Genomic DNA, 24197 nt, shown 5'->3' on the forward strand with positions numbered 1-24197 from the left:
ACGCTGGGTCATCGTGCGCGTCCTGGTCATCGGGTCTGGAGCCCGTGAGCATGCCCTTGTCCTCGCGTTGTCACGCGACCCGCAGCTGACTGCCTTGGCGTGCGCGCCGGGCAACGCCGGGATCGCGGGACACGCCGAGATCTACGGTGTAGACGTCGCAGATGCCTCGGCGGTCGCCACCCTCGCGAAGGAGTGGAAGGCCGACCTCGTCGTCATCGGCCCCGAACAACCGCTGGTCGTCGGGGCCGCCGACGCCGTCCGCGCCCTCGGCATCCCGTGCTTCGGGCCGTCCAAGGCCGCGGCCTGCATCGAGGGGTCCAAGGCGTTCGCCAAGGACGTCATGAACGCGGCGGGGGTGCCCACGGCCCACAGCGAGGTCGTCGACAACCCGGCCCGCCTGGACGCCGCCCTCGCGCGGTTCGGCCCGACCTGGGTCGTGAAGGACGACGGTCTCGCGGCCGGCAAGGGCGTCGTCGTGACGTCCGACCTGGCCGCGGCCCGTGCCCACGCGATGACGCTGCTCGACGGCGGCCACCCCGTGCTGCTGGAGTCCTTCCTGGACGGACCGGAGGTGTCGCTGTTCTGCGTCACCGACGGCACGTCCGTCGTCCCGCTCATCCCGGCGCAGGACTTCAAGCGGGTGGCCGACGGCGACGCCGGCCCCAACACCGGCGGCATGGGCGCCTACGCGCCACTGCCGTGGGCCCCCGAGGGCCTCGTCGAGGAGATCGTGACGCGGTGCGTGCAGCCGGTGGTCGACGAGCTGCGCGCCCGTGAGACCCCGTTCGTCGGCCTGCTGTACGCGGGTCTGGCGCTCACGTCCACCGGCGTGCAGGTCATCGAGTTCAACTGCCGCTTCGGCGACCCGGAGACCCAGTCCGTGCTGGCGCTGCTGAAGTCGCCGATCTCCGCGCTGTTCCAGGCCGCGGCGACCGGGACGCTGTCCTCGCTGCCCGCGCTGGAGTGGGAGAAGGGCTACGCCGTGACCGTCGTCGTCGCGGCCGAGGGCTACCCGAACCGCCCGCGCACCGGTGACGTCATCACCGGCGCCGACGCCGAAGGCGTCCTGCACGCCGGCACGCGCCGCCGTGAGGACGGAGCCGTCGTGTCGGCCGGCGGGCGCGTGCTGTCCGTCGTGGGCACCGGCAAGTCGCTGGCCAAGGCTCGTGAGCGTGCCTACAAGCGGGTGGCCGACATCCACCTGACCGGCTCGCACCACCGTTCCGACATCGCCCTCAAGGCGGTCGACGGCAAGATCACGATCCCGTGAGCCTCCTCGGGAGCGTGCTGGGCGGCGCCGTCGGTGACGCCTTCGGCGCACCGGTCGAGTTCTCGACGATCGCCGACATCCGCCGCCTGCACGGCCCCGAGGGTGTCGTCGACCTCCCCGTGCTGGAGATCACCGACGACACCCAGATGGTCCTCTTCACCCTGGAGGGCCTCCTCCTGGCGCGGGAACGCGGCCTCGACCCGCTCGTGACCGTGCGGGCCGCCTACGCGCGCTGGCTGCACACGCAAGGCGGCCCGCCGGTCGAGGACGACGGCTGGCTCATGTCGGACCGGCGCCTGCACTCACGGCGCGCGCCGGGCCACACGTGCCTGACCGCGTTGAAGCACAACGAGAAGAACAACTCGAAGGGCTGCGGCGGCGTCATGCGCGCCGCCCCCGTCGCGGTGTGGTCGACCGACCTCCGCGAGGTCTTCGAGCTGGCCGTCGGCACGGCGAAGATGACGCACCACCACCCCAGCGGCTACCTGTCCGCGGGCGTACTGGCGGCGATCGTGCGAGCCCTCCTCGACGGAGCCGACCTCCCGTCCGCCGTGGCCGTCGCCAGGGCGGAGCTCGTCCGCTGGGACGGCCACGAGGAGCAGACCACCCTGCTGGACAAGGCGACGCGCCTCGGCCCCCTGACCCCCGAACAGGTCGAGTCCGAGCTGGGCGGCGGCTGGGTCGGCGAAGAGGCCCTGGCCATCGGCCTGCACGCCGCCCTGGTGGGCGACAGCTTCCCCGACGCCGTCCGCCGCGCCGTGAACCACTCCGGCGACAGCGACTCCACGGGGTCGATCTGCGGCAACATCCTCGGCGCCCGCGACGGCGTCGCCGTCATCCCCGAGTCGTGGCTGTCCGTCCTCGAACTGCGCGACCTGACCGAACGCCTCGCGCTGTCCTGGTGATCAGCTGGTCACCGGGATCCAGAGCTCGGCCCTGGCGTTGTCCCCGTCGATCTCCGTCCGCAACATCGACGGCCCCTCGACGCTCTGGTAGCTGTTCGACGGGAACCACTGCGTGTAGACGTCCCGCCACATGTACTGGATCGTCTCCGGATACGGACCCTCGGTCGTGAACACCGCCCACGTGTTCTTGGGCACCGTCATGACCTCCATGTCCTCCGGCGCGTCCCGGCTCGTCACCACCCCCTGGAAGTAGTCGAGCCGATCACCCTCCTCGACCCCCTCCTGGTTGAACGTGAGCGCCAGCAACCCGGCCGGCTCCCCGTCGCTCAGCTCCTTCATCCGCTCCAGCGTCGGCCTCCCGATCCCCTTCACGAACTCGACGATCGCGGGGTTCTGCCCGACGTGCACCAACGGCACCCGAGTCCCCCGCCCGACGACCCGGAGCTCGTCCTTCTCCACAATCCGGTACTCCATGCCCGCACTCCCTTCGACAACCAGCTTGAACGTGAGAACCTGCTGCGACCGCAACGGCTTCCGGCCGGCCCGGGCCTCCTGCGGCCCGACCCCGTGCATCGCCTTGAACGCCCTGGCGAACGCCTCGTTCGACCCGTAACCCCACCGCACAGCGATGTCCAGCAACGAGTCCTGTCCACTGAGGACCTCGGCGCCCGCCTTGGTGAGCCGCCGGCGCCGCACGTACTCACTCAGCGGAACCCCGGCCAACGCACTGAACAACCGGCGCAAGTGGTACTCACTGGTCCCCGCGATCCGCGCGAGCACCTTGACGTCGACCTCACCGTCGAGGTCCTCCTCGATGCGGGCCATTGCCTCGTTGAGTCGCTCCAGCACGACCCCAACGCTATGGGCCCACCAGCCCCCGCACCCGACATCCCGTGCCCGGTCCGGTCGCCTCCGCCGGGAACCACTAGCACGTGGAGTTCGTCCAACCACAGGTGTGCACCACGCGGGCGTTGGTAACCTGCGAAGTGGGACCGAACCGTTACCGACCGTACGGGGGTAGGACGTCGTGACACAGGAGAACGCGGGGGCGGATGCCGTTCTCGGTGCCGCCGCGGGACTGGCTGGCGGCGCGGTGGCAGGCGCGGTCAACGCCTTCGCGGCCGCCTCGGCGGTGATGGACAAGATCGCTGCCGCTTCGTCGACCCAGAAGTTCCACGTCGAGAAGGACACGGTCCTGCAGGCGGGCAAGGTCATCCACGACCAGTGGCTCATGCTCGACGAGCTCTACCTCGACCGGGTGGAGAAACTTCGCATCAAGTTCGTCGGTGACAAGGTGACGGGGGATGTAGTCGAGGCGTGGAACGACAGGCTCGTCTTCCACTCCGATTCGTATGCCAATCGGATCAAGGCGTACGTCGACAGCCTGAAGAGCCTTTCCGACCAGTTGAGGACTTCTGCGGAGCAGTACGGTTTCACCGACGAAGAGATCCAGACGACGTTCAGGCCGAAAGAGTGAAGATGCGCTTCTCAAAGCTGGCAACCGCGATGATCATCGCGGTTGCTGTGTCGGCCTGTACGACCACTGGAGAAACCGGGAAGCCGACACCGGCTCCGTCGGCGGATTCCACAGCGACGGATCCGACCGGAGGTCTGCCTGCGCGACCGGCCAGCCTGAAGGTCGACGCGGCAGACGCCTGCAAGTTGCTGACGGCTGATCAGATGAGCCAGATAGATCTGCGCGTCGCCGAGCCCAAGAAGATGGACCTGGTCGAAGGACAGGAATCTTCCGGGTGCCAGTACCGCGGCAACGGTGGATTCGGTTACACGGTCGGTGCTGTCACGCACAAGGGCGTTTCCTACTGGCTCGAAGGCGACGGAAACGTCGAGACGAAGGTTGTCAAGGTCGCTGACTACGGTGCTGTCGAGATCCAGCTCAAAGGTGGGTCCGGGTTCGACTGCTCCGTGGCCGTCGACGTGGCTGAGGGTCAGCAGCTCATGGTCAGCTACATCCCGACCACCACCACGGAAAAAGATCAGGCCACCTTGTGCGGAAAGGCCGAGAAGGCCGCCGGATTCGCGCTCGCGACGCTCAAGACATTGAAGTGAGGGGGAGCCATGTCGTCGTATCGGCAGCTCACTGACTGGAACTTCGACGGTTGGTCCAACCAGCAGCTCGCGAATGAGGTCCAGAAGCTCTCGAGCAGCACGATCGCATCCAGGTTCGGCGAAGCGTCCGCAGCGTTGCGTGAACTCGCCAGCGCGCTGGAGCACGTCGACTCCACGATCCGGACCCAGCTCAAGGACCTCAAGATCGACTGGGGCGGCGCCGCGGGCGAGAAGAGCCAGGAGAAGACGGAAGTGGTCGCTGTCGGCATCGACGACGGCAGCCAGGCGTCGGAACAGAACTCCCAGGCGATGACGCAGCAGGGCGAGAGCACGAGCACCGCCCGCTACAGCACCCCTCCTGCCCAGGACCTGCGCGGCGACACCGAACGCAACTTCGGCGACAAGGTCGCCGGCCTGATCGGCATCGAGACGGACCACGCCGCCGAGGTCCAGCAGACCAACCAGGCCCGCCAGCAGGCCATCGACAGCCTCAACGGCTACGTCTCCAACAGCCAGGGCTCTCTCGACGGCTTCCGCGCCCCCGACAAGGCCCCCGACATCATCGTCACCAGCGGCGCCGTCGCGCCGTCCGTCGGCACGCCGGTCGGGCAGCCCCAGGTCGGCACGCCCGGCTTCCCCGGCAGCGGACCGGCGTTCACCGGCACGCCCGGCAGCCCCGGCACGCCCGGCGGTGTCCCGCTCGCTCCGGCTCCCGGCCTCCCCGGCAACACCACCGGCATCCTCCCCGGCACCGGCACGCCCGGTCCGATCGCGACCGGTCCCGGCCTGCCCAAGCCGTTCGTCGGCCCGTCGATCGTCGGCACGGCCGCGACCGCCGCGGCGACCGGTCTCGCCGGTGCGACGACCGGTGCTCGCGGGCCGCAGGTCGTCGGTGGTGGACGTGGTCCCAGCCAGGCGCCCAAGACCCCCATCGCGCCCACCGGGCCGAAGGGTGCGCCCAGCACGATCGGCGGCAAGGCCGGCGGTGGCGCGGGCGGCGCAGGTGCCGGTGGCGCGGGTGCCTCCGGCCGCGTGCCCGGTGCCGCGGTGACGCCCGGTGGTGCGAGTGGCGTCGGGCCCGACGCCAACCGTTCCGGTGCGGCGGCCGGTGCCAAGGGCGGCCCGGCCGGTCGTGGTGGTGGCTCGCTCATGTCCCCCGCGGCCAGCGCGGCGAAGGGCGGAGGCGACGAGGACAGCGAGCACGTGCGCAAGTACGGTGTCGACTCCGACGAGATGTTCGGCGACGATCGCATGGTGGTCCAGTCCGTCATCGGCGAAGACCCGAAGGACAAGTAGAAACCGTTGAGCGCACCGAGTTCTGTGGTTCTGTCCACAGTGGAGTTCGCCGTGGTCTGGGAGGCGCAACGCCTCCCGGCCGCGCACGTCGCGCTGGACACGCGGATCCCGTCCATCACCCACACCGAGAAGGCCGAGGTGGTGAAGCGGGCCTGGGAGTCGCTCGAGTCGCGCGGCCTGGCCCGCAACGGCCGGGTCGTCCCCGAGCTCGCCGACGGGTTCGCGCTGCTCGGGAACCACCAGGTGGCGGTCGACCTGTGGATCTGGGCCGACCGGCAGATCAGCGGCCTTGCCGCCGCGATCGGCGACGAGGCGATCCTCGCCGTGCAGGACCGCGACGAGATGTGGCTGATCGAAGCCCGCGGCACGGCTCTCGCGGAGGCCGCGGTGTCGGTCGCTGGCGAGATGCCCGCCGGGTTCGGCCGCTCGATCAGCCTGCCCTACGACGACCTGGTGGCCGCGGCCAAGGACGTCGGGCTCGACGCCCAGCGCATGATCACCACGTTGGAACGTCAGGGAATGCGCCTCGGTGACGCTCAGGAGCTCGCCGGGATGCTCGACGGCATCTCCACCCGCGGCCAGTTCGGCGCGCAGCGGAACGGACGGCGCGCCGGCCGCGTGGTCTCGTTCCACGACACGCACAACGGCCGCTACCTGCGTCAGCTCAAGCCCAGCAGCGACGGCCGCAAGTGGTGCACCATCACCCCGGTCGACAACCACCGCCTCGCTTCCTCGATCTGGGAGCTGCTGCAAGAAGTCTGATCGCGGAACCCCCGGCCGTGCCCGCCCGTCGAATGTCGGCAGGCGGGCACAGTCGTCCCGATGGGGCGAATCGGCATCCCGCCCGCGGCGATTCGTTCTATGGTCGTCGGGAGAGGTTTCAAAAGGGGGTAGGCGCGCGTGGCGGGGGCCAAGTTCAACACCGAGGCAATGGAACAGTGCCGCACCACCGTGAGCAGTCAAGCCGGACAATTCGGCGCGATCGGTGACGGTTTTTCTACCCAATGCGGAAATCCGGACATATTCGGAAAACTGGGATCCTCCGGTGCGCTCTCCGGCGCGGTCGCCGCGATGGACCAGGCGGGCGCTCAGGAGTTCGACGCGGCCGAAAAGGTGCTGCGCAAGGTCGAGAGCGCACTGGACAAGATCCAGTCCAACGTCGACGACGTCGAGGAAGCCGCCAAGAACTCCTTCAGGACGGTGTGACGTGAGCGCGATGGACGAGGTCTCGGCACTCCCCGGCGGCGCGGAACTGGCCGCCCTCGCCGACAAGGTCGAGACCGCCCAACCCCAAGCCGTGCGCGACATCGCCGCCCGCTGGAAGCAGGCAGCCGGCAAGTGCGGCGACCAGACGGCGGTGGTCCAACGGTCCGCGGCCCAGCTCGACGACGCCTGGGAAGGCAGGTCCGCGGACGGCTTCGCCGCCTACATGGGCGACCTGACCAAGTGCGGCACCTCCATGTCCGACGCGCTCAACGCCGCCGCGACCGATCTCGAAACAGCCGCCACCGCCCTGGAGACGGCGAAGTCCTCGATGAGCCGCATCTGCGAGACCCTCCTGAGCCGCGCCCGCGAGGCCCGCCGACAACTCCACAACCAGCCACCGGAAGACGTCGACAGCGTCATCCGCGGCTACGTCGCCGAAGCCGTCGCCGACGCGACCCCCGTGATCTCCCAAGCGGAGTCGGCCCTGAACGCCGCCGCCGGCACCCTGAAGGCCCGCCCCGGCGCGCTGACGCCGAAGTTCTCGGCGCTGGAAGACCCGAACATCCAGCCCTTCACCCCCGCACCGGGCAAGCCGATCGACTGGGCCCCGACCCCACCCCCGGACGACTCGACCCACCAGTCCGCCGCGGAGACCCAGCCCAAGCCCGCTCCCGCCACCCCGGCCGACCACGGCTCCGGCTCCGGTGGTGGCGGTGGCGGTGGCGCTTCCGGCGGCGGTGGCGGAGGCGGTGGCGGCATGGGTGGCCTGGGTTCCAGCGGCGGCCCGCCGTCGGGCAGCCCGCCGCCCGGCAACGTCGAGGAGTGGATCCGCGAGGCCATCAAGATCCTCCAGGCCAACGGCATCCCGGTCACCGAGGAGAACATCGACGAGATCTGGAAGATCATCGAAAAGGAGTCGAGCGGCAACCCGCACGCCATCAACCTCTGGGACTCGAACGCCCAGAAGGGCACGCCGTCCAAGGGCCTGATGCAGTGCATCGACTCGACCTTCGACGCCCACAAGCTGCCGGGCCACGACGACATCTGGAACCCGGTCGACAACATCATCGCCGGCGTCCGCTACACCTTCTCGCGCTACGGAGGCTTCGAAGGCCACCCAGGCCTGAAGGCAATGGCCCAAGGCGGCGGTTACCAAGGGTATTGATCGCCGCACGATCGGGTGAGTCTTGTCCGGATCCCGGCCCTCGTTCGTCAGGTATGTCATGACGGAAATGGGCCGGGTTTCGGTTATCCACACCCGCACGGGTATGGAATGTCCTGAAACACTGTTGCAGTTTCTCTCGCATATGCGGAAGCGCGGGGGGTGCGGCCGAAGGCGAAGGGCGAATCGGAGCGGAGGGCCGGATGAAGCAGGCCCCGCCGACGTGAGTCCGCCAGCCCCACCACCCCCGGCCTGCCACTGTGGCCGTGCGAACAGCCCGGCACCCGTCACCAGCGGGTTAGCCTGGGCGGCATGCTCACCGTGGCTGCCCGCGCCGACGTCCCACCCTTCCACGTCATGGACGTGCTGTCCGCCGCCGCCCGACGGCAGCGGACCCACGGCGACGTGATCTCCCTGGCCGCCGGTCAGCCGTCGAGCCCCGCCCCCAAGCCGGTCAGGGACGCGGCGGTCAAGGCGGTCACGGACCAGCCGCTGGGCTACACCGAGCAGCTGGGCATTCCGGAGCTGCGGGAAGCCATCGCCGGCCACTACGACCGCCAGTACGGCCTCGAGGTCACCCCCGACGACGTGGTGGTCACCACGGGTTCGTCGGGGGCGTTCACGCTCGCGTTCCTGGCGGCGTTCGACCCCGGCGACAAGGTCGCGTTGGCGCGGCCCGGGTATCCGGCTTACCGGAACATCCTGAAGGCGTTGGGGTGTGAGGTGGTCGAGCTGCCGTGCGGGCCGGAGACGCGGTTCCAGCCGACGGTGGAGATGCTCGATCCCGGGCTCAAGGGTGTGATCGTCGCCAGCCCCGCCAACCCGACCGGGACGGTCGCGGCGGTCGAGCCGATCGCGCGGTGGTGTGAGGACAACGGGGTTCAGCTGGTCAGTGACGAGATCTACCACGGGATCAGTTACGGCGAGCCGTTGCGGTGTGCGTGGGAGACGTCGCGGGACGCGATCGTGGTGAACTCGTTCTCGAAGGCGTTCGCCATGACCGGATGGCGGTTGGGATGGATGTTGTTGCCCGAGCGGTTGCGGCGGGCGGTGGACTGTCTCACCGGCAACTTCACGTTGTGTCCGCCCGCGTTGGCGCAGTACGCGGCGGTGGAGGCGTTTCACGAGGACGCTTATGCCGAGACGGCCGGGCATCTGGAGCGGTATCGGGTGAACCGGGATCTGCTGGTCCAGGGGTTGACCAGCCTTGGCATCGACAAGCTCGCGCCTGCGGACGGGGCGTTCTACGTGTACGCGGACGTTCGGCATCTCACGGACGATTCGATGGCGTTCTGCAAGAAGCTGCTGGACGACACCGGCGTGGCGATCGTGCCCGGTATCGACTTCGATCCCGTGGACGGGCATCACTTCGTGCGGATGTCGTTCGCCGGATCCACCCAGGACATCGAGGAAGCCCTGCGGCGGCTGAAGGCGTGGCTGTAGGAAGCGCAACAAAACCGGCGCCTGGAGCGTTCACGGACGGGAGAGGGAGGTTGTCATGTGGGCGATCATCGGGTGGCTGGTGGCGATCTGGGTCGTGCTGGCCGTGGTCGGGGCTGTGGTCAAGGGGCTGTTCTGGCTCGCCGTGATCGGGGTGGTGCTCCTCGCGGTCACCGCGGCGTACGGCGCGATCAAAGCCAAGCGCTGAACAAGACCTGAAGGCGGGACCTGGGAACTGACCAGGTCCGCCAGCCGGGCGAAGCCTAAGCACTCCGCCAGACACTCGCCCGCGTGTCACCCAGCCAGCGGTCCCCGCCTGCTCTGCGTGACGTGCCTTGGGAACGCGGGGGCCCTACGTTTCCGTACATGGGACGTAGGGCCCCCGCGTACTACGCAGGAAACACGAAAGAGAGTTGCGAGCGGGACGGGGCGTTACGGACAGCAGTTCTGGAAGCGTGCTTAGAAGTCGAACGAGGTGAGCAGTTCGGCGCGGGCGGTGCGGGCGGAGGTCCACAGGCGGGCGTCCCAGCCCGCTGCGAGTGCTCCGTCCACGTTGGACTGACGGTCGTCGTAGAAGACGAGGTCGGCGGCGGGGGCTTCGAGCACGGACTCGACGTGTTTCCAGATCGCCGCGTCGGGTTTGGCGCAGCCGAGGTCGCCGGAGAACACCAGGTGCCGGAAGTGGCGTGCCCACGACACCTTCTCGGCCAGCCTGGCGAACGTCGACGGTGCGTTGGAGAGCAGGGCCAGTGGCACGCCGGCCGCGTCCAGGTCTTCGATCAGCGCCACGGTTTCCAGCACCGGGTCGTCGAGCCAGCCCGCGTTGTCCATCGCGGTCAGTTCGCGGACGAGGGCGTCGGGGACGTCCACGTCCAGCGACGCACCGATGGCCGTCCAGTACTCGGTGTCGGTGCAGCCGCGGTCGTAGGCGTCGCGGTCCCAGTAGACGGCGTCGAACTCCTGCAGCGTCACGCCGAGCTTCGCCGCCATCGCGGGCCTCGCCGGGTTCCGCTGGCTGATCACCTCGCCGAAGTCGAACACGATCCAGCGCATCTCAGACGTCCTCTCGTAGGCGGCGCAGCACCTCGGCGACGTCGGACGAGTCCACGTCGCCGTGCGTCACGAACCGCACCTTGCCGGACATCGGACTGGCGGCAACCCCGATTTCGCGCAAGGACAACAGCGTCTTCTCCAGGTCCGGCACGGTGGCCAGCACGATGTTCGTGGCGGGCTCGTCCACCTCCCAGCCCAGTGCCCGCAACCCGGAAGCCAATTGATAGGCGTTCGAATGATCTGCGGCCAGCCGGTCGATCCGGTCGAGCGCCACTAGACCCGCGGCGGCGAGCACGCCGCCCTGGCGCACCCCTCCGCCGAGCATCTTGCGCACGCGCCGGGCCTCGGTGACGAACGACGCGGACCCGGCCACCACGGAACCGACCGGGGCGCCGAGGCCTTTCGACAGGCACACCTGCACGGTGTCGACGCCGGCGGCCAGGGTGGCGGGCGGGACGCCGAGGGCCACCGACGCGTTCCACAGGCGGGCTCCGTCGAGGTGGACGGCCAGGCCGGTGGAGCGGGCGGCGGCGACCAGGGCCGCGTGGTCGTCGGCCGAGGTCACGGTGCCGCCGGAGGAGTTGTGCGTGTTCTCCAGGCACAGCAACGTGGTCCGCAGCCCGTAGTAGGGCGACTCGCCGCCGGCCGCGGCGAGCACGGCGGGAGCCGTCAGGACGGGCAGGGCGTGCGGCATGCCGCCGGCCAGCCACGCGGCGGTGCCGAGCTCGGCGTCCAGGACGTGCGCGCCGAGCGGTGCGAGGAACCGGTCGCCGCGGTCGAGGTGCAGGAACAGCGCGATCAGGTTGCCCATCGACCCGGACGGCACCCACAGGGCGGCTTCGACGCCGAGCAGCCCGGCGACGCGTTCCTCCAGGGCCGCCATCGTCGGGTCGTGGTCCAGGACGTCGTCGCCCACCTCGGCCGAGGCCATGGCGCGGCGCATCTCCTCGTCGGGGCGGGTGACGGTGTCCGAGCGCAGGTCAATGGGGGTCACGGGCCCGATCACATCACATCCGGTGAACGACCGAGGGGGTGATGTAGCTCTCCACGGAGGTTCGTGCAACCGTGGGTGCCTCAGTTTCCGTCCAGGCAGTGCAACTCGAGGAACGAGCGGAGAGCAGTCCGCGTGGATCAGCGCGACGAGCAGGAGTTCGCGGAGTACTTCGTGGCTCGCCGTGAGGCCGTGCGCCGAACGGCATACCTGCTGTGCGGCGACTGGCACCGCGCCGACGACTTCGCGCAGACGGCGTTCGTGGCGGTGCACAGGAGGTGGCGGAAGATCCGGGACAAGCAGGCTCTCGACGCCTATGTGCGGCGCACGGTGGTGCGCGCGGTGATCGACGAGTCACGTCGTCCGTGGCGGCGCGAGAAGTTCACCGACGAGCTGCCGGAGTCACCGACGACGGACAACGAGGTCGGCGACACCGTGGCGACGCGCGAGGCGTTGCTGAAGGGCCTGCGCAGAGTCCCGCCGAGGCAACGGGCGGTGCTCGTGCTGAGGTTCCTGGAGGGCCTCGACGTCACGGCCACGGCCGAGGTGCTGAAGTGCTCGGAAGGAACTGTGAAGAGTCAGACCGCCCGCGGGCTGACCGCGTTGCGAGAAGCTCTGGGCGACGCGATCGACGACCTGCGACCGGCGTCGTGACCGGCCAGAACGGCAGCGAGAGGAGGACGACGTAGATGGACGAGCAGAAGCTCGCGAACCTGTTCCGCGACGCGGCGCACGACGCGCCACCGGCGTCCTTCGACGAGGCCGACATCCGCACGGCGTCACGGCGCGCCACGCTGCGCCGACGCAACTCGATCGCGGCCGGCACCACTTTGGCCGTCGTCCTGGGTTTCGGCGGCGTCCTCGCGGCGAACTCCTGGTACGGCCATGACGCGAACACGTCGAGCAGCGCGGGTGCTGTGCAACAGAGGGACGACACGGCAAAATCGCCGATGACCCTGATGGAGGCCCAGCCTCCTGGCGAGAAGAACTTCCCTGGCGACGCCTCGTCCACGCAGGGGGACGTGGCGCAGCCGGGAAGCACCGGTTTCTCGACCGGTGCACGCGCAGTGCAGGGCTGCGCGGCGGTGGACCGGGAGCTCGCGGACGCCCTCGCCGGCGAGCTTTCGGTCTCACCGGACTTCGCGGCGCCGCCGTCGGTGTCGTGCTCGCCCGCCTCGCGGTCGGCCATGTTCCCCGTTGACGGCCTCACCGTCACCGCGATCGTCACGCCGGACGAGTTCGTGCCGCCGCCGGGCGCCGAGAAGGCCGTGACGGCCACCGGGCAGGACCTCTACGTGTTCACGCAGGGGGACGGCGAGCTGCAGGGCCAGGTCAGGCGGTTGGCCGACGCACTGGCCCCGAGGTTCTGAGCGGACGCCCAGTACGCTGGTTCGACTATGACGGCAGCTACCCCGAAGGGTGAGCGCAGGCGGCAGGCGCTCGTCGAGGCGGCGTCCGAACTGCTCGTGGAGGGCGGGTTCGACGCGGTCAGGCACCGCGCGGTCGCCGAACGCGCAGGTCTGCCGCTCGCGTCGACCACCTACTACTTCGACTCGCTCGACGAGCTCGTCACCGCCGCCGTCGAGCTCCACGGCCGCACCGAGCTGGAGAGCTGCCGCAGACGTCTCGCCGCGACGCCGGCGGGCCGGCTGACCGACGACGACGTGCTGATCGAGTTCGTGCTGGACCTGCTGGTCGGCGAGGCCGTCACGGACACCGAGACGATGCTGCTGCGCTACGAGCGTCTTGTGGCGACGGGCCGCCGCCCGTACCTGCGGCCGTTGATGCGGGTGATGTCGAAGGAGCTGCACGAGCTGATCGCGGAGATCTTCGCCCGCTCCGGCAGGGACGTGCCGCGCGGCCGGATCGAGGAGCTGATCGCGCTCGTGGACGGGTCGGTGGTCAACTCGTTCATCGAGCTGAAGTCCGATCCGAGGGGTGTGGCGGCGAGGATGCTCCGTTCGGCTCTTTCGCGGGACGGGTGATGCAACCCCGCGTTCCCCCGGCGCGTGTTCCTGGGTGAGGACGCGAGAGGGGATCGCATGCGCAAGGCCGATGAGCAGGGCTTTCGCGAGTTCGCGGCAGCCAATGCCGCGTCTTTGCGACGCACCGCCTATCTGTTCTGTGGCGACTGGCACACGGCAGAAGACCTGATGCAGTCGAGCCTCATGAAGATGTACATGGCCTGGAAGCGCATCAAGGACCTCGACAACCTGATCGCGTACGCCCGCAAGGTGCTGCTGCGCACCTGGCTGGACGAGAAGCGCAGGCCGTGGCGCAGAGCCGAGCAGCGCGACGGCGAGCTGCCGGACGCCGCCGACCTCACCGTGGACCCGGACACCACCAGCGCGAAGCTGTGGGCGCGTGAGCTCGTGCACACCGCGTTGCTCCAGGTGCCTCCACGTCAACGAGCGGTGCTCGTGCTGCGTTATTTCGAGGACCTCTCGGTCGCCGAGGTGGCGGTGGCGATGGGGTGCTCCGAGGGAACGGTCAAAAGCCAGACGGCGCGCGGTCTCGCGACACTGCGCACCATCGTGGAGAAGCTCGACAACAGTTCGGGGAGGGTCGCGTCGTGAGTGAGCAGGAGATCCGCGAGGGGATGCTGCTGGCCGTCTGGGACGAGCCGCCCCTCGACTTCGACCCCGACACCCTGATCAGGCGGGTCGAGCAGAAAAAAAGTCGTCGTCGAGCGCTGGTGGCGGTGGGCGTGGCGACGGCGATGATCGTCGTGGCGTCGTTCGCCCTGCCGGGGCTGCTGCCGCGGGACCGGGAGGACCAGCTGGCCTCCGAGGGGCCGGCTCCGTCGGCCTCGGTCCGGCCGAGCGAGCCGGACGACAAGCGCGCCCAGCGCATCGGCGACCTGTTGTCGGAGCGGCTGATGACGATGAGGCCGGAGCTCGCGGACGTCTACGCCACCACCCGCTCCGGCCACCCCTACTCCGGGCCGACGTCCACCACGAGAGCGCCGGGTGACCCGGACATCTCGGGCCACGTCCTGTTCACCGACCAGATCGGGCCGACGGCGCTGCGGGTCGAGGTGGGCAAGCTCGGGTTTGGCAAGAGCGGGTTCTGCTTCGGCGCGCTGGCCTGCCGGGACCTGCAGCAGAAGGACGGCTCGGTCGTCACCGAGGCCGAGTTCACCGACGGCGGTCCGGACATCGTCAGGGCGGAGTCCGTCCGGGTGTTCCAGGACGGGCTCGTCGTGCGCATGGGCTCCTTCAGCTACAACCCGGCGACGGGTGCCGGGCTGCGGCAGACGGTGCCGTTGCGGGTAAGCGTGCTCACAACGCTCGTGACCGACAACGCCATCCCCTGGCGGTGAGGTCCGCGTGCACTAGCCTGGCGCCGTGAGCAAGCCGCGCATCGCCAACGTCCTCGCAGGTCGCTACGCCTCCACGTCCCTCGCGACGCTCTGGTCGGCCGAGCACAAGATCGTGCTGGAACGCCAGCTGTGGCTCGCCGTGCTGCGTGCCCAGGCCGCGGCCGGCATCGACGTGCCGGAGACCGCGGTCGCCGACTACGAACGCGTGCTGGAGCAGGTCGACCTGGAGTCGATCGCCGCGCGCGAGCGGGTGACGCGCCACGACGTGAAGGCGCGCATCGAGGAGTTCAACGCCCTCGCGGGCCACGAGCAGGTCCACAAGGGCATGACCTCGCGCGACCTGACCGAGAACGTCGAGCAGCTGCAGGTGCTGCGCTCGCTGGAGCTGATCAGGTCGAAGGTCGCCGCCGTGCTGGGCCGTCTCGCGCGGCTCGCCGCCGAGCACTCGGACCTCGTCATGGCCGGCCGTTCGCACAACGTGGCCGCGCAGGCGACGACGCTGGGCAAGCGGTTCGCGACCGGCGCGGACGAGCTGCTGGTGGCGTTCCACCGCCTCGACGAGCTGATCGCCCGCTACCCGCTGCGCGGCGTCAAGGGCCCGGTCGGCACCGCCCAGGACATGCTCGACCTGCTCGGCTCGCAGGAGAAGCTCGCGGAGCTGGAGCGCACGGTCGCGGGTCACCTCGGCTTCGAGCGCGTGCTCACCTCGGTGGGCCAGGTCTACCCGCGCTCGCTGGACTTCGACGTCGTCTCGACGCTCGTGCAGCTCGCCGCCGCGCCGTCGTCGGTCGCCAAGACCATCCGGCTGATGGCGGGCCACGAGCTCGTGACAGAGGGCTTCAAGCCCGGCCAGGTCGGCTCCAGTGCCATGCCGCACAAGATGAACACGCGGTCGTGCGAGCGCGTCAACGGCTTCGCGGTGATCCTGCGCGGCTACCTGTCGATGGTCGGCGAGCTGGCGGGCGACCAGTGGAACGAGGGCGACGTGTCGTGCTCGGTGGTCCGCCGGGTCGCGCTGCCCGACGCGTTCTTCGCGTTCGACGGCCTGCTGGAGACGTTCCTGACGGTGCTGGACGAGTTCGGTGCCTACCCGGCCGTCGTCGCCCGTGAGCTGGACCGCTACCTGCCGTTCCTCGGCACGACGAAGGTCCTGATGGCGGCCGTGCGCGCCGGTGTCGGCCGCGAGACCGCGCACGAGGCCATCAAGGAGAACGCGGTGGCCGTCGCGCTCGCGATGCGCGAGCAGGGCCTCGCGCAGAACGACCTGCTGGACCGCCTGGCCGCCGACGAGCGCCTGCCGCTCGACCGGGCCGCGCTGGACGCGCTGCTGGCCGACCGCCTGTCGTTCACCGGCGTGGCGTCGGCGCAGGTCGCGTCCGTGGTGGAGCAGGTCGCCGCGGTGGTGGACAAGTACCCGGCCTACGAACCGGAGCCGATCCTGTGATCGTGTCGGGCCTGCACGTCTACCCCGTCAAGGGGTGCGCCGGGTACGCCGTCACGTCCTCGCCCGTCGGCCCCACCGGGCTGCGGGGCGACCGGATGATGATGCTCGTCGACGACGAGGGCGTGTTCCTGTCGCAGCGCAAGGTTCCGGAGCTGGCCGCGCTGCGTCCGTCCCTCGTGGACTCCTCGCTGGTGATCGGCGGGGAGTCGTTCCCGGTCGTCGTCGACGGGCCGCGGGTCCCGGTCGTCGTGCACAAGTGGCAGGGCACCGGGATCGACCAGGGCGAGGCCGCCGCCGCGTACTTCTCCGACGCGCTGGGCAGGTCCGTGCGTCTCGTGCGGATGCCTCCCGACGTGCGCCGGGAGTCCGGCGGGCACACGAGCGGCCTGGTCGGGTACGCGGACGCGCACGCGCTGCTGGTGCTCTCCCTGTCCTCTTTGGACGCGTTGAACGAGCGCATCCTGGAACGCGGCGGAGCGCCGGTGCCGATGAACCGCTTCCGCCCCAACGTCGTCGTGTCCGGCTGGCCGGAACCGCACACCGAGGACCGGGTGCGGCGCGCGGTCGTCGGGGACGTGGAACTGGGCTACGCCAAGGACTGCGTGCGGTGCGTGGTGCCGATGGTGGACCAGGAGACCGGCCGGAGGGACGGCCCGGAACCGACGAGGACGCTCGCCACCTACCGGCGCGACCCGGACGGCGGCGTGACGTTCGGGATGAAGGCGGCCGTCGTCAGCCCGGGCACGATCGCCGTGGGCGACAAGATCGACGTGCTGGAGTGGGCTGAGGTCTGAGTGCCGTCAGGGCTTCTGCCAGCGCAGGCGGTCGCCGCGCTGAGGGTCCTTGCGGCACACCAGCTGTTCGTCCCGCAGCCCGATGCCGGTCGCGCCCTCCGGGTTGCAGGACGCGTTCTCGATGACGAGGAGTCCGCGCTGAGGGGGCTCCGTCGTCGTCGGAGGCTGCTGCTCCGGCGGAGCGCTCTGCACGGGCTGGGGGTTGTCCGGCTGCGTCACCCGCGTCGTGGTGGTCGTCGTCGTGGTCGTGGTCGACGTCTTGACCGAGATCTCGGCGAGGTCCGGGGTCGGCACGATGCTCACCGACTGGGTGACGCTCGTGTTCTGCGAGCCCGACGGCGGCGCGGAGGACACCGGGTCGGAGCTGAGGCTCCACCCCACGACGCCCAGCACGACGAGCAACCCCGCGCTGACGAGCATCGGGATCAGTAGCGACTTCCGGGTGAACACGGGTGCACCTTAGGCGTGTTCTCGCGCGATCTGTAGTAGTGCGGGGTGTGCATCGGTCACGGGTGTATCGGCACGTAGGCTGACCAGCGTGCCCACGCTCGCTGACTACCAGCACGTCGCCCGCGGCAAGGTCCGCGATCTGTACGACGTGGACGACGAGCTGCTGCTGTTCGTCGCGTCCGACCGCATCTCGGCCTACGACCACGTCCTGAGCACGGAGATCCCCGACAAGGGGCGTGTGCTGACCGCGATGAGCGTGTTCTGGTTCGAGCGGCTCACCCCGAACCACCTGGTCTCCTGCGACGACCCGCGCATCCCCGCCGAGGTCCGCGGCCGGGCGCTGCTGGTGCGCAAGCTGAACATGGTCGATGTCGAGTGCGTGGCCCGCGGCTACCTCACCGGCTCCGGCATGGCCGACTACAAGGCCACCGGTGCGGTCTGCGGGATCGCGCTGCCCGCGGGCCTGGTCGAAGCGTCCGAACTGGACCCGCCGATCTTCACGCCCGCGTCGAAGGCCGAGATCGGCGCGCACGACGAGAACGTGTCGTTCGACGTCGTGGCCGCGAAGCACGGCCTGGAGCTGGCGTCGAAGCTGCGCGACCGCACGATCGAGCTGTACAGCGAGGCCCGCGCGTACGCGTTGACCCGCGGCCTGATCCTGGCGGACACCAAGTTCGAGTTCGGGCTCTCCCCGGACGGCGAGCTGGTCCTCGCGGACGAGGTCTTCACGCCGGACTCGTCGCGCTACTGGCCGGCCGAGGGCTACGAGCCCGGCCGCGTGCAGCCGTCGTTCGACAAGCAGTACGTGCGCGACTGGCTGACGTCACCCGCGTCGGGCTGGGACCGCAAGAGCGACACCCCGCCGCCCCCGCTGCCCGCGGACGTCGTCGAGGCCACCCGCGCCCGGTACGTCGAGGCGTACGAGAAGCTGACGGGCCGGTCCTTCGCCGACTGGCTCTCCTGAGCCGGCGCCCGCGTCAGACCGCCGTCTCCTCGCCGGGCGTCAGCAGCCGGACGTCCGTGCCCTCCGGCTTGAGCATGTCGAAGAACCGGACGGCCATCTGCGGCGACGAGAGCGTCTTCTCGTGGATCGGCACGGCCACGCGGGGCTTCACGGCACGCATGAAGTCGACGGCCTCCCCGGTGCGCAGCCACGGCGCACCGGCGGGCAGGCCGAGCACGTCGACGTCCTCGTCGGGCACGAACAGCGAGTCGCCGGGGTGGTAGAACGCGCCGTCGCCGATCACGTAGCCGGCGTTCGGGATGCCGGGGATGTCCTCGTGGATGATCGCGTGCTGCCCGCCGACGACCCGCACACCCGTGCCGCCGATCTTGAAGGTGTCACCGGGGCGGGCCACCGCGGCGTTCTCGACGGTGGGCGCCGTGCCCTCGTCGACGATGAACTGGGCCTGCGGGTTGGCCTCGAGCAGCGCGGGCAGCCGTTCGGTGTCCAGGTGGTCGAAGTGCTGGTGCGTGATCAGCACCGCGTCCAGGTCCGTCAGCTCCTCGAACCCCGCGGAGAACGTGCCGGGGTCGATCAGGATTCGCGCGTCGCCCGTGTCGAGGAGCACGCAGGCATGACCGAAATGGACAACTCGCATGGTGAACCCTCCAACGTCCCTGCTACCACCACCACTACACCCGCTCGGGCGTCAAGGTCGCAAACGCGGGCGTCCGGACTGACGAGAAATTCTCAGTCCGTGAGGGCTCGAACCTCATCACCGCGGATCAGCTCACCGCCTTGAGGATCTCCTGCTCCTCCTCGCTGGTCAGCCCGGCCTTGCGGGGCCGGTCCAGCCCGAGGCCGCGTTCGTGTTCCAGCGCGGCGAGCGCGGTCTCGGCGAGCGGCCGGGGCTTGAGCCCGGCGGCGAGCGCCGCGCTGACGTCGCGCCCGACCATGCCCGCCCACTCCGCGGGCAGCCACAACGGCAGCGACCGCGGCCCCGCCCACGGGTTGACCCCCAGCTCCCGCAACACCTCCTCGCTCACGGGGACCAGCTGCGTCCCCGGCGCCGCCGTCGCCCCCGCCATCTCCCCGATGGCCATCTGGAACGGCGTGACCGGCCCGGTCGCGTCGTAGGTGCCGGTGACCCGCTCCTCGGCCGCGAACACGATCCACCGCGCCAGGTCCCGCACGTCGATGTGCTGCACCCCCAGCTCGGGGCTGTCCGGCACGACGACCCGCCCACCCCTGCTGAGCCGGGCGGGCCAGTACCCGAACCGGTCGGTCGGGTCGTCCGGCCCGGTGATCAGCCCGGCCCTGACGACGAGCTCCCGCCCCGCCACCACCTCGCGCACGGCGTTCTCGCTGGCCACCTTGACGCTGCCGTACCGCTCCGCCGTGAACTCCGCGGCCGGGTCGTCCTCCAGCGGCGGCAGCAGCTCGTCCGTCGCGTGGTCCGCGTAGACCGAGATGCTGGAGACGAACGTCCAGTGCGGCGTCGTGCCCCCGAACGCCTCCAACGCGTCCCGCACCCAGTTCACCGAGTACTTCGCCACGTCGACCACGGCGTCGAACCGCTCCCCGGCGAGCTGGTCGAAGGCACCGGGCCTGTTCCGGTCGATCGAGACGAGCCGGGCACCCTCCGGCACCCCGCCGGAGGCACCACGCGCGCCGCACACCACGTCGTGGCCCCGGCGCACTGCTTCCGCCGTGACGGCCTTGCTGAGGAAGACGGTTCCGCCGAGCACCAGGATCTTCATGATCCCCAGCATCCTTCGGCGGGCGGCGCGGTGCCACCCCGGTCTGCTGACGGCGAAACACCTCGTTGTGATGAGTTCGGTGAAGGACCGTTCGGGTCCGGCCGATGAACGTTCCGTGAGTCTGCACGCCTTCGTCGACGAATCGCGACGAAACGACACGTACCTGCTGGCCGCGGCCGTGGTATCGCCCGGACAGCTGACCAAACTGCGCAAGCTGCTCACAGGGTTGCGCATGCCGAACCAGCGTGGGCTGCACTTCAAGAAGGAAACTCCCGCGCGTCGCAGGCAGATTCTGTCCACCCTGCTCCAAGCCGTGGTCCACGTCGACGTCTACCTCGCTTGTTGTCGAACAGGCGAAGAGCGGGCACGCCGGACGTGCGTTGCCAGGCTGACGAGCGACATGGTGAAACTCGGTGTCACGCGCCTGGTGTTCGACAGCCGAGAAGTCCGGGATGATCATGACCTGCTGACCATCCGCACGGCTCTCGGCCCGTTGGCATGGGAACGGGGCTGTTCTACGAGCACGTGCCCAGCCAGAACGATCCGCTGTTGTGGATCGCTGATGTCGTGGCCTGGTGCTACGGCGCGGGTGGTGACTGGCGGCGCCGGGTCCAGCCGCTGGTGGGCGAGATCATCGACACGAGAAAGCCCTAGATAGCGCGAAGCACGGCGGCCGACCGTCCGGACGGGCACCGTGCTCACTTCTCCGGCTTACGGGCCGAAGCTGGCTCGAGGTTAGCAAATCCCGCGACCAGGACAAGTTTGTTCACTCCATGGTGGAGTGCCTGGAGAATGTGCCCCCGCACACCTGTCGAGTTGATGAACACCCAGGTCAGGTAGGCTCTGCGAGTACCGCCAGCCCCCTCAAACCCGGGAGCAGTCTGTCGTGGCCCGAGTCGTCGTCGACGTCATGCCGAAGCCCGAAATTCTCGACCCGCAAGGCCAGGCGGTGGCGAACGCGCTGCCGCGCCTCGGTTTCGACGGCATCACCGCCGTCCGCCAGGGCAAGCACTTCGAGCTGGAGGTCGCCGACGACGTCGACGACGCCACGCTCGCCAAGATCGCTGAGACCTTCCTCGCGAACCCCGTGATCGAGGACTGGACCGTGCGCAGGGTCGAGGCATGAGGGTCGGTGTCATCACCTTCCCCGGCACGCTCGACGACGTGGACGCGCAGCGCGCCGTCCGCTACGCCGACGGGGAGGCCGTGCCGCTGTGGCACGGCGACCACGACCTCAAGGGTGTCGACGCGGTCATCGTGCCCGGTGGCTTCTCGTACGGCGACTACCTGCGGTGCGGCGCCATCGCGCGGTTCGCGCCGGTCATGCAGGAGGTGATCGAGGCCGCGAACAAGGGGATGCCCGTCCTGGGCATCTGCAACGGCTTCCAGATCCTCGCCGAGGCCCACCTGCTGCCCGGTGCGCTCGTGCGCAACCACAAGCTGCACTTCGTGTGCCGCGACCAGTGGCTGAAGGTCGAGAACAACTCGACGGCCTGGACCACGCGGTACGACCAGGGCGCCGAGATCCTCGTGCCGTTGAAGTCCGGCGAGGGCGGTTACCAGGCGAACGAGGACACGCTGAAGGAACTGGAGGACGAGAACAGGATCGTCTTCCGGTACGTCGGTGAGAACCCCAACGGCAGCCGCAACAACATCGCGGGCATCACGAACGCCAGGGGCAACGTCGTCGGTCTCATGCCGCACCCCGAGCACGCGATCGACGCGCTCACCGGCCCGACGGACGACGGGTTGGGCATGTTCCTGTCCCTGCTCGACACGGTGGTGAAGGCATGAGCAACGTCGACACCGTCAAGAACGCCGAGGCGACGCCCGACCAGGAGCAGCCCTACAAGGAGCTGGGCCTGAAGGACGACGAGTACGCGCGCATCAAGGAGATCCTGGGCCGCAGGCCCACGGACGCCGAGCTCGCCATGTACTCGGTCATGTGGAGCGAGCACTGCTCCTACAAGTCGTCCAAGGTGCACCTCAAGTACTTCGGCGAGACCACGACCGACGAGATGCGCTCGAAGATGCTCGCGGGCATCGGCGAGAACGCGGGCGTCGTCGACATCGGTGACGGCTGGGCCGTCACGTTCAAGGTCGAGAGCCACAACCACCCGTCGTACGTCGAGCCCTACCAGGGTGCGGCCACGGGTGTCGGCGGCATCGTGCGCGACATCCTCGCGATGGGTGCGCGGCCGCTGGCCGTCATGGACCCGCTGCGGTTCGGCAAGCCGGACGCCGAGGACACCAAGCGGGTGGTGCTGGGCATCGTCGCGGGCGTCGGCGGCTACGGCAACTGCCTGGGCCTGCCGAACATCGGCGGCGAGGTCGTCTTCGACGAGTCGTACCAGGGCAACCCGCTGGTCAACGCGCTGTGCGTCGGTGCGATGAAGGTCGAGGACCTGCACCTCGCGCACGCGTCGGGCGCCGGCAACAAGGTCATCCTCTACGGCGCGCGCACGGGCCTCGACGGCATCGGTGGCGTCAGCGTGCTGGCGAGCGAGACGTTCGACGACTCCGCGGGCAAGCGCAAGAAGCTGCCGTCGGTGCAGGTCGGCGACCCGTTCACGGAGAAGGTGCTGATCGAGTGCTCCCTGGAGCTCTTCGAGAAGGGCATCGTCGTCGGCATCCAGGACCTCGGCGGCGCTGGCCTGTCCTGCGCGACGAGCGAGCTGGCGTCCGCGGGTGACGGCGGCATGCACGTGTGGCTGGAGCGGGTTCCGCTGCGTGCCACCGGCATGACCCCGGCGGAGATCCTCTCCAGCGAGTCCCAGGAACGCATGTGCGCCGTCGTGGAGCCCCACAACGTCGACGCGTTCATGGAGGTCTGCCGCAAGTGGGACGTCATCGCCACCGAGATCGGTGAGGTGACGGAAGGCGACCGCCTGGTCATCACGTACCACGACGAGGTCGTCGTGGACGTGCCGCCGCGCACCGTCGCCCACGAGGGCCCGGTGTACGACCGGCCGATCCAGCGGCCCGCCGACCAGGACGAGCTGCAGGCGAACACGCCGGACAGCCTGCCCCGGCCCGCGAACGACGAGCTGCTGGAGCTGATCAAGACCCAGGCGGCCAGCCCCAACCTGGCCTCCAAGCGGTGGGTCACCCAGCAGTACGACCGCTACGTCCGCGGCGGCACGGTCCTCGCGCAGCCCAGCGACGGCGGCATGATCCGGATCGGCGAGGAGACGCACCGCGGTGTGGCCCTGTCGACCGACTGCAACGGCCGCTACACCAAGCTCGACCCGTACGAGGGCGCGAAGCTGGCGCTGGCCGAGGCGTACCGGAACGTGAGCACGACCGGTGCCACGCCCGTCGCCGTCACGAACTGCCTCAACTTCGGCTCGCCGGAGGACCCGGCGGTCATGTGGCAGTTCGAGCAGGCCGTGAAGGGCCTCGCGGACGGCTGCGCGGAGCTGGGCATCCCGGTGACCGGCGGCAACGTCAGCTTCTACAACCAGACCGGTTCCACGGCGATCCTGCCGACGCCGGTCGTGGGCGTGCTCGGCGTGATCGACGACGTGCGGCGCCGCATCCCCACCGGGATCGGGGCCGAGGCGGGCGAGACGCTGCTGCTGCTCGGCGAGACCAAGGACGAGTTCGGCGGGTCGGAGTGGGCGCACGTCGTCCACGGCCACCTCGGCGGCCTGCCGCCGAAGGCCGACCTGCAGCGGGAGAAGCTGCTCGGCGAGGTCCTCGTCGCGGGTTCCCGTGACGGCATGGTCTCCGCCGCGCACGACCTCGCCGAGGGCGGTCTGGCCCAGGCGCTGGTCGAGACGTGCCTGGTCGGCGAGACCGGTGCGCGGGTCTTCCTGGAGGGCGACCTGTTCACCGAGCTGTTCAGCGAGTCCGCGGGCCGGGTGCTGGTCGCCGTGCCGCGGACCGAGGAGCAGCGTTTCACCGACATGTGCACCGCGCGCGCCCTGCCGTGGCGCAAGGTCGGCGTCGTCGACCCGGAGTCGAACGCCCTGGAGATCCAGGGCCTCGGCGAGCTGCCGCTAGACGAGCTGCGCGAGGCGTGGGAGGGCACCCTCCCGGCCCTGTTCGACTGACCCTCGATCGGCTGATTCTCAACTCACGCGGGGGCCCTT

The 24197-nt window shown here is 69.7% G+C and carries 28 protein-coding genes; 22 read left to right on the forward strand and 6 right to left on the reverse strand.

Annotated elements, in window-relative coordinates:
* The first annotated feature begins 13 nt into the window (after positions 1-13).
* Complete coding sequence (gene purD, locus BLT23_RS04830) at positions 14-1270, forward strand: phosphoribosylamine--glycine ligase (protein ID WP_090046067.1); 1257 nt, start codon at positions 14-16, stop codon at positions 1268-1270.
* Positions 1267-2175 (forward strand): ADP-ribosylglycohydrolase family protein, encoded by a 909-nt coding sequence (locus BLT23_RS04835; RefSeq protein ID WP_090046069.1) that lies wholly within the window; start codon positions 1267-1269, stop codon positions 2173-2175. Before purD ends, BLT23_RS04835 begins: the two co-directional genes overlap by 4 nt.
* On the opposite strand, the gene BLT23_RS04840 is transcribed toward BLT23_RS04835, so the two are convergent.
* On the reverse strand, positions 2176-3024 hold the full coding sequence (locus BLT23_RS04840) for an AraC family transcriptional regulator (RefSeq protein WP_218133653.1): 849 nt from the start codon (positions 3022-3024) through the stop codon (positions 2176-2178). It abuts the gene before it with no gap.
* A 178-nt stretch (positions 3025-3202) separates the two neighbouring features.
* Here BLT23_RS04840 and BLT23_RS04845 point away from each other — a divergent pair, with 178 nt between their 5' ends.
* The 8 genes from BLT23_RS04845 (at position 3203) to BLT23_RS40555 (ending at position 9554) form a co-directional block, all read left to right on the forward strand.
* Positions 3203-3652, forward strand: coding sequence for a hypothetical protein (locus BLT23_RS04845; RefSeq protein WP_090046073.1), 450 nt, complete (start codon positions 3203-3205; stop codon positions 3650-3652).
* Between the two features lie 2 nt (positions 3653-3654).
* Complete coding sequence (locus tag BLT23_RS04850; protein ID WP_143035820.1) at positions 3655-4242, forward strand: DUF3558 domain-containing protein; 588 nt, start codon at positions 3655-3657, stop codon at positions 4240-4242.
* Between the two features lie 135 nt (positions 4243-4377).
* Positions 4378-5538 (forward strand): hypothetical protein, encoded by a 1161-nt coding sequence (locus BLT23_RS04855; RefSeq protein WP_143035821.1) that lies wholly within the window; start codon positions 4378-4380, stop codon positions 5536-5538.
* A gap of 39 nt (positions 5539-5577) precedes the next feature.
* Entirely contained in the window at positions 5578-6300 is a 723-nt protein-coding gene (locus tag BLT23_RS04860; protein ID WP_245743629.1) for an ESX secretion-associated protein EspG, read from the forward strand.
* 138 nt (positions 6301-6438) lie between these two features.
* Positions 6439-6744, forward strand: a complete 306-nt coding sequence (locus tag BLT23_RS39855; RefSeq protein ID WP_143035822.1) for a hypothetical protein — start codon at positions 6439-6441, stop codon at positions 6742-6744.
* Between the two features lies 1 nt (position 6745).
* A complete protein-coding gene (locus BLT23_RS04865; RefSeq protein WP_425434345.1) occupies positions 6746-7909 on the forward strand; it encodes a transglycosylase SLT domain-containing protein in 1164 nt (387 codons plus the stop codon).
* A gap of 309 nt (positions 7910-8218) precedes the next feature.
* Positions 8219-9349, forward strand: a complete 1131-nt coding sequence (locus BLT23_RS04870) for a pyridoxal phosphate-dependent aminotransferase (RefSeq protein WP_090046080.1) — start codon at positions 8219-8221, stop codon at positions 9347-9349.
* A 55-nt stretch (positions 9350-9404) separates the two neighbouring features.
* Complete coding sequence (locus BLT23_RS40555) at positions 9405-9554, forward strand: hypothetical protein (protein ID WP_176946608.1); 150 nt, start codon at positions 9405-9407, stop codon at positions 9552-9554.
* Positions 9555-9805: 251 nt separating this feature from the next.
* On the opposite strand, the gene BLT23_RS04875 is transcribed toward BLT23_RS40555, so the two are convergent.
* Entirely contained in the window at positions 9806-10399 is a 594-nt protein-coding gene (locus BLT23_RS04875; RefSeq protein ID WP_090046081.1) for an HAD-IA family hydrolase, read from the reverse strand.
* A gap of 1 nt (position 10400) precedes the next feature.
* Positions 10401-11342, reverse strand: coding sequence for a threonine aldolase family protein (locus tag BLT23_RS04880; protein ID WP_425434353.1), 942 nt, complete (start codon positions 11340-11342; stop codon positions 10401-10403).
* Between the two features lie 183 nt (positions 11343-11525).
* On the opposite strand from BLT23_RS04880, the gene BLT23_RS04885 reads away from it, so the two are divergent.
* Genes BLT23_RS04885 through BLT23_RS04915 form a run of 7 tightly spaced genes read left to right on the forward strand, consistent with a single transcriptional unit; the run spans position 11526 to position 16950 of the window.
* On the forward strand, positions 11526-12044 hold the full coding sequence (locus BLT23_RS04885; RefSeq protein ID WP_090046084.1) for a SigE family RNA polymerase sigma factor: 519 nt from the start codon (positions 11526-11528) through the stop codon (positions 12042-12044).
* Positions 12045-12079: 35 nt separating this feature from the next.
* Complete coding sequence (locus BLT23_RS04890) at positions 12080-12760, forward strand: hypothetical protein (protein ID WP_090046085.1); 681 nt, start codon at positions 12080-12082, stop codon at positions 12758-12760.
* A 27-nt stretch (positions 12761-12787) separates the two neighbouring features.
* Entirely contained in the window at positions 12788-13375 is a 588-nt protein-coding gene (locus tag BLT23_RS04895) for a TetR/AcrR family transcriptional regulator (protein ID WP_090046087.1), read from the forward strand.
* A gap of 57 nt (positions 13376-13432) precedes the next feature.
* A complete protein-coding gene (locus BLT23_RS04900; protein WP_090046088.1) occupies positions 13433-13966 on the forward strand; it encodes a SigE family RNA polymerase sigma factor in 534 nt (177 codons plus the stop codon).
* A complete protein-coding gene (locus BLT23_RS04905) occupies positions 13963-14712 on the forward strand; it encodes a hypothetical protein (RefSeq protein ID WP_090046090.1) in 750 nt (249 codons plus the stop codon). Before BLT23_RS04900 ends, BLT23_RS04905 begins: the two co-directional genes overlap by 4 nt.
* 25 nt (positions 14713-14737) lie before the next feature.
* A complete protein-coding gene (purB, locus tag BLT23_RS04910; protein WP_090046092.1) occupies positions 14738-16156 on the forward strand; it encodes an adenylosuccinate lyase in 1419 nt (472 codons plus the stop codon).
* A 2-nt stretch (positions 16157-16158) separates the two neighbouring features.
* Positions 16159-16950 (forward strand): MOSC domain-containing protein, encoded by a 792-nt coding sequence (locus BLT23_RS04915; RefSeq protein ID WP_090046845.1) that lies wholly within the window; start codon positions 16159-16161, stop codon positions 16948-16950.
* A gap of 6 nt (positions 16951-16956) precedes the next feature.
* Here the strand turns inward: BLT23_RS04915 and BLT23_RS04920 are convergent, their stop codons facing one another.
* Complete coding sequence (locus tag BLT23_RS04920) at positions 16957-17400, reverse strand: hypothetical protein (RefSeq protein WP_090046093.1); 444 nt, start codon at positions 17398-17400, stop codon at positions 16957-16959.
* A gap of 88 nt (positions 17401-17488) precedes the next feature.
* On the opposite strand from BLT23_RS04920, the gene BLT23_RS04925 reads away from it, so the two are divergent.
* The gene (locus BLT23_RS04925) at positions 17489-18364 is read left to right on the forward strand and encodes a phosphoribosylaminoimidazolesuccinocarboxamide synthase (protein ID WP_090046095.1); all 876 of its coding nucleotides are present in this window, start codon (positions 17489-17491) and stop codon (positions 18362-18364) included.
* Between the two features lie 13 nt (positions 18365-18377).
* Here BLT23_RS04925 and BLT23_RS04930 read toward each other — a convergent pair whose 3' ends face one another.
* Positions 18378-19001, reverse strand: coding sequence for an MBL fold metallo-hydrolase (locus BLT23_RS04930; protein ID WP_090046096.1), 624 nt, complete (start codon positions 18999-19001; stop codon positions 18378-18380).
* Between the two features lie 127 nt (positions 19002-19128).
* On the reverse strand, positions 19129-20103 hold the full coding sequence (locus tag BLT23_RS04935; RefSeq protein WP_090046098.1) for an NAD-dependent epimerase/dehydratase family protein: 975 nt from the start codon (positions 20101-20103) through the stop codon (positions 19129-19131).
* On the opposite strand from BLT23_RS04935, the gene BLT23_RS04940 reads away from it, so the two are divergent.
* From BLT23_RS04940 to purL, 4 genes are all read left to right on the forward strand, one after another.
* On the forward strand, positions 20102-20761 hold the full coding sequence (locus tag BLT23_RS04940) for a hypothetical protein (RefSeq protein WP_245743630.1): 660 nt from the start codon (positions 20102-20104) through the stop codon (positions 20759-20761). The genes BLT23_RS04935 and BLT23_RS04940 overlap by 2 nt on opposite strands.
* A 228-nt stretch (positions 20762-20989) precedes the next feature.
* A complete protein-coding gene (gene purS, locus BLT23_RS04945; protein WP_030465889.1) occupies positions 20990-21229 on the forward strand; it encodes a phosphoribosylformylglycinamidine synthase subunit PurS in 240 nt (79 codons plus the stop codon).
* Positions 21226-21897 carry a phosphoribosylformylglycinamidine synthase subunit PurQ gene (gene purQ, locus BLT23_RS04950; RefSeq protein WP_176946609.1) on the forward strand — a complete coding sequence of 224 codons (672 nt, stop codon included), beginning with the start codon at positions 21226-21228 and terminating at the stop codon, positions 21895-21897. The genes purS and purQ overlap by 4 nt, the downstream gene beginning before the upstream one ends.
* On the forward strand, positions 21894-24158 hold the full coding sequence (gene purL, locus BLT23_RS04955; RefSeq protein ID WP_090046101.1) for a phosphoribosylformylglycinamidine synthase subunit PurL: 2265 nt from the start codon (positions 21894-21896) through the stop codon (positions 24156-24158). Before purQ ends, purL begins: the two co-directional genes overlap by 4 nt.
* The last annotated feature ends 39 nt before the right edge of the window (positions 24159-24197 follow it).

The sequence above is a fragment of the Lentzea fradiae genome, assembly GCF_900100955.1.
Taxonomy (GTDB): domain Bacteria; phylum Actinomycetota; class Actinomycetes; order Mycobacteriales; family Pseudonocardiaceae; genus Lentzea; species Lentzea fradiae.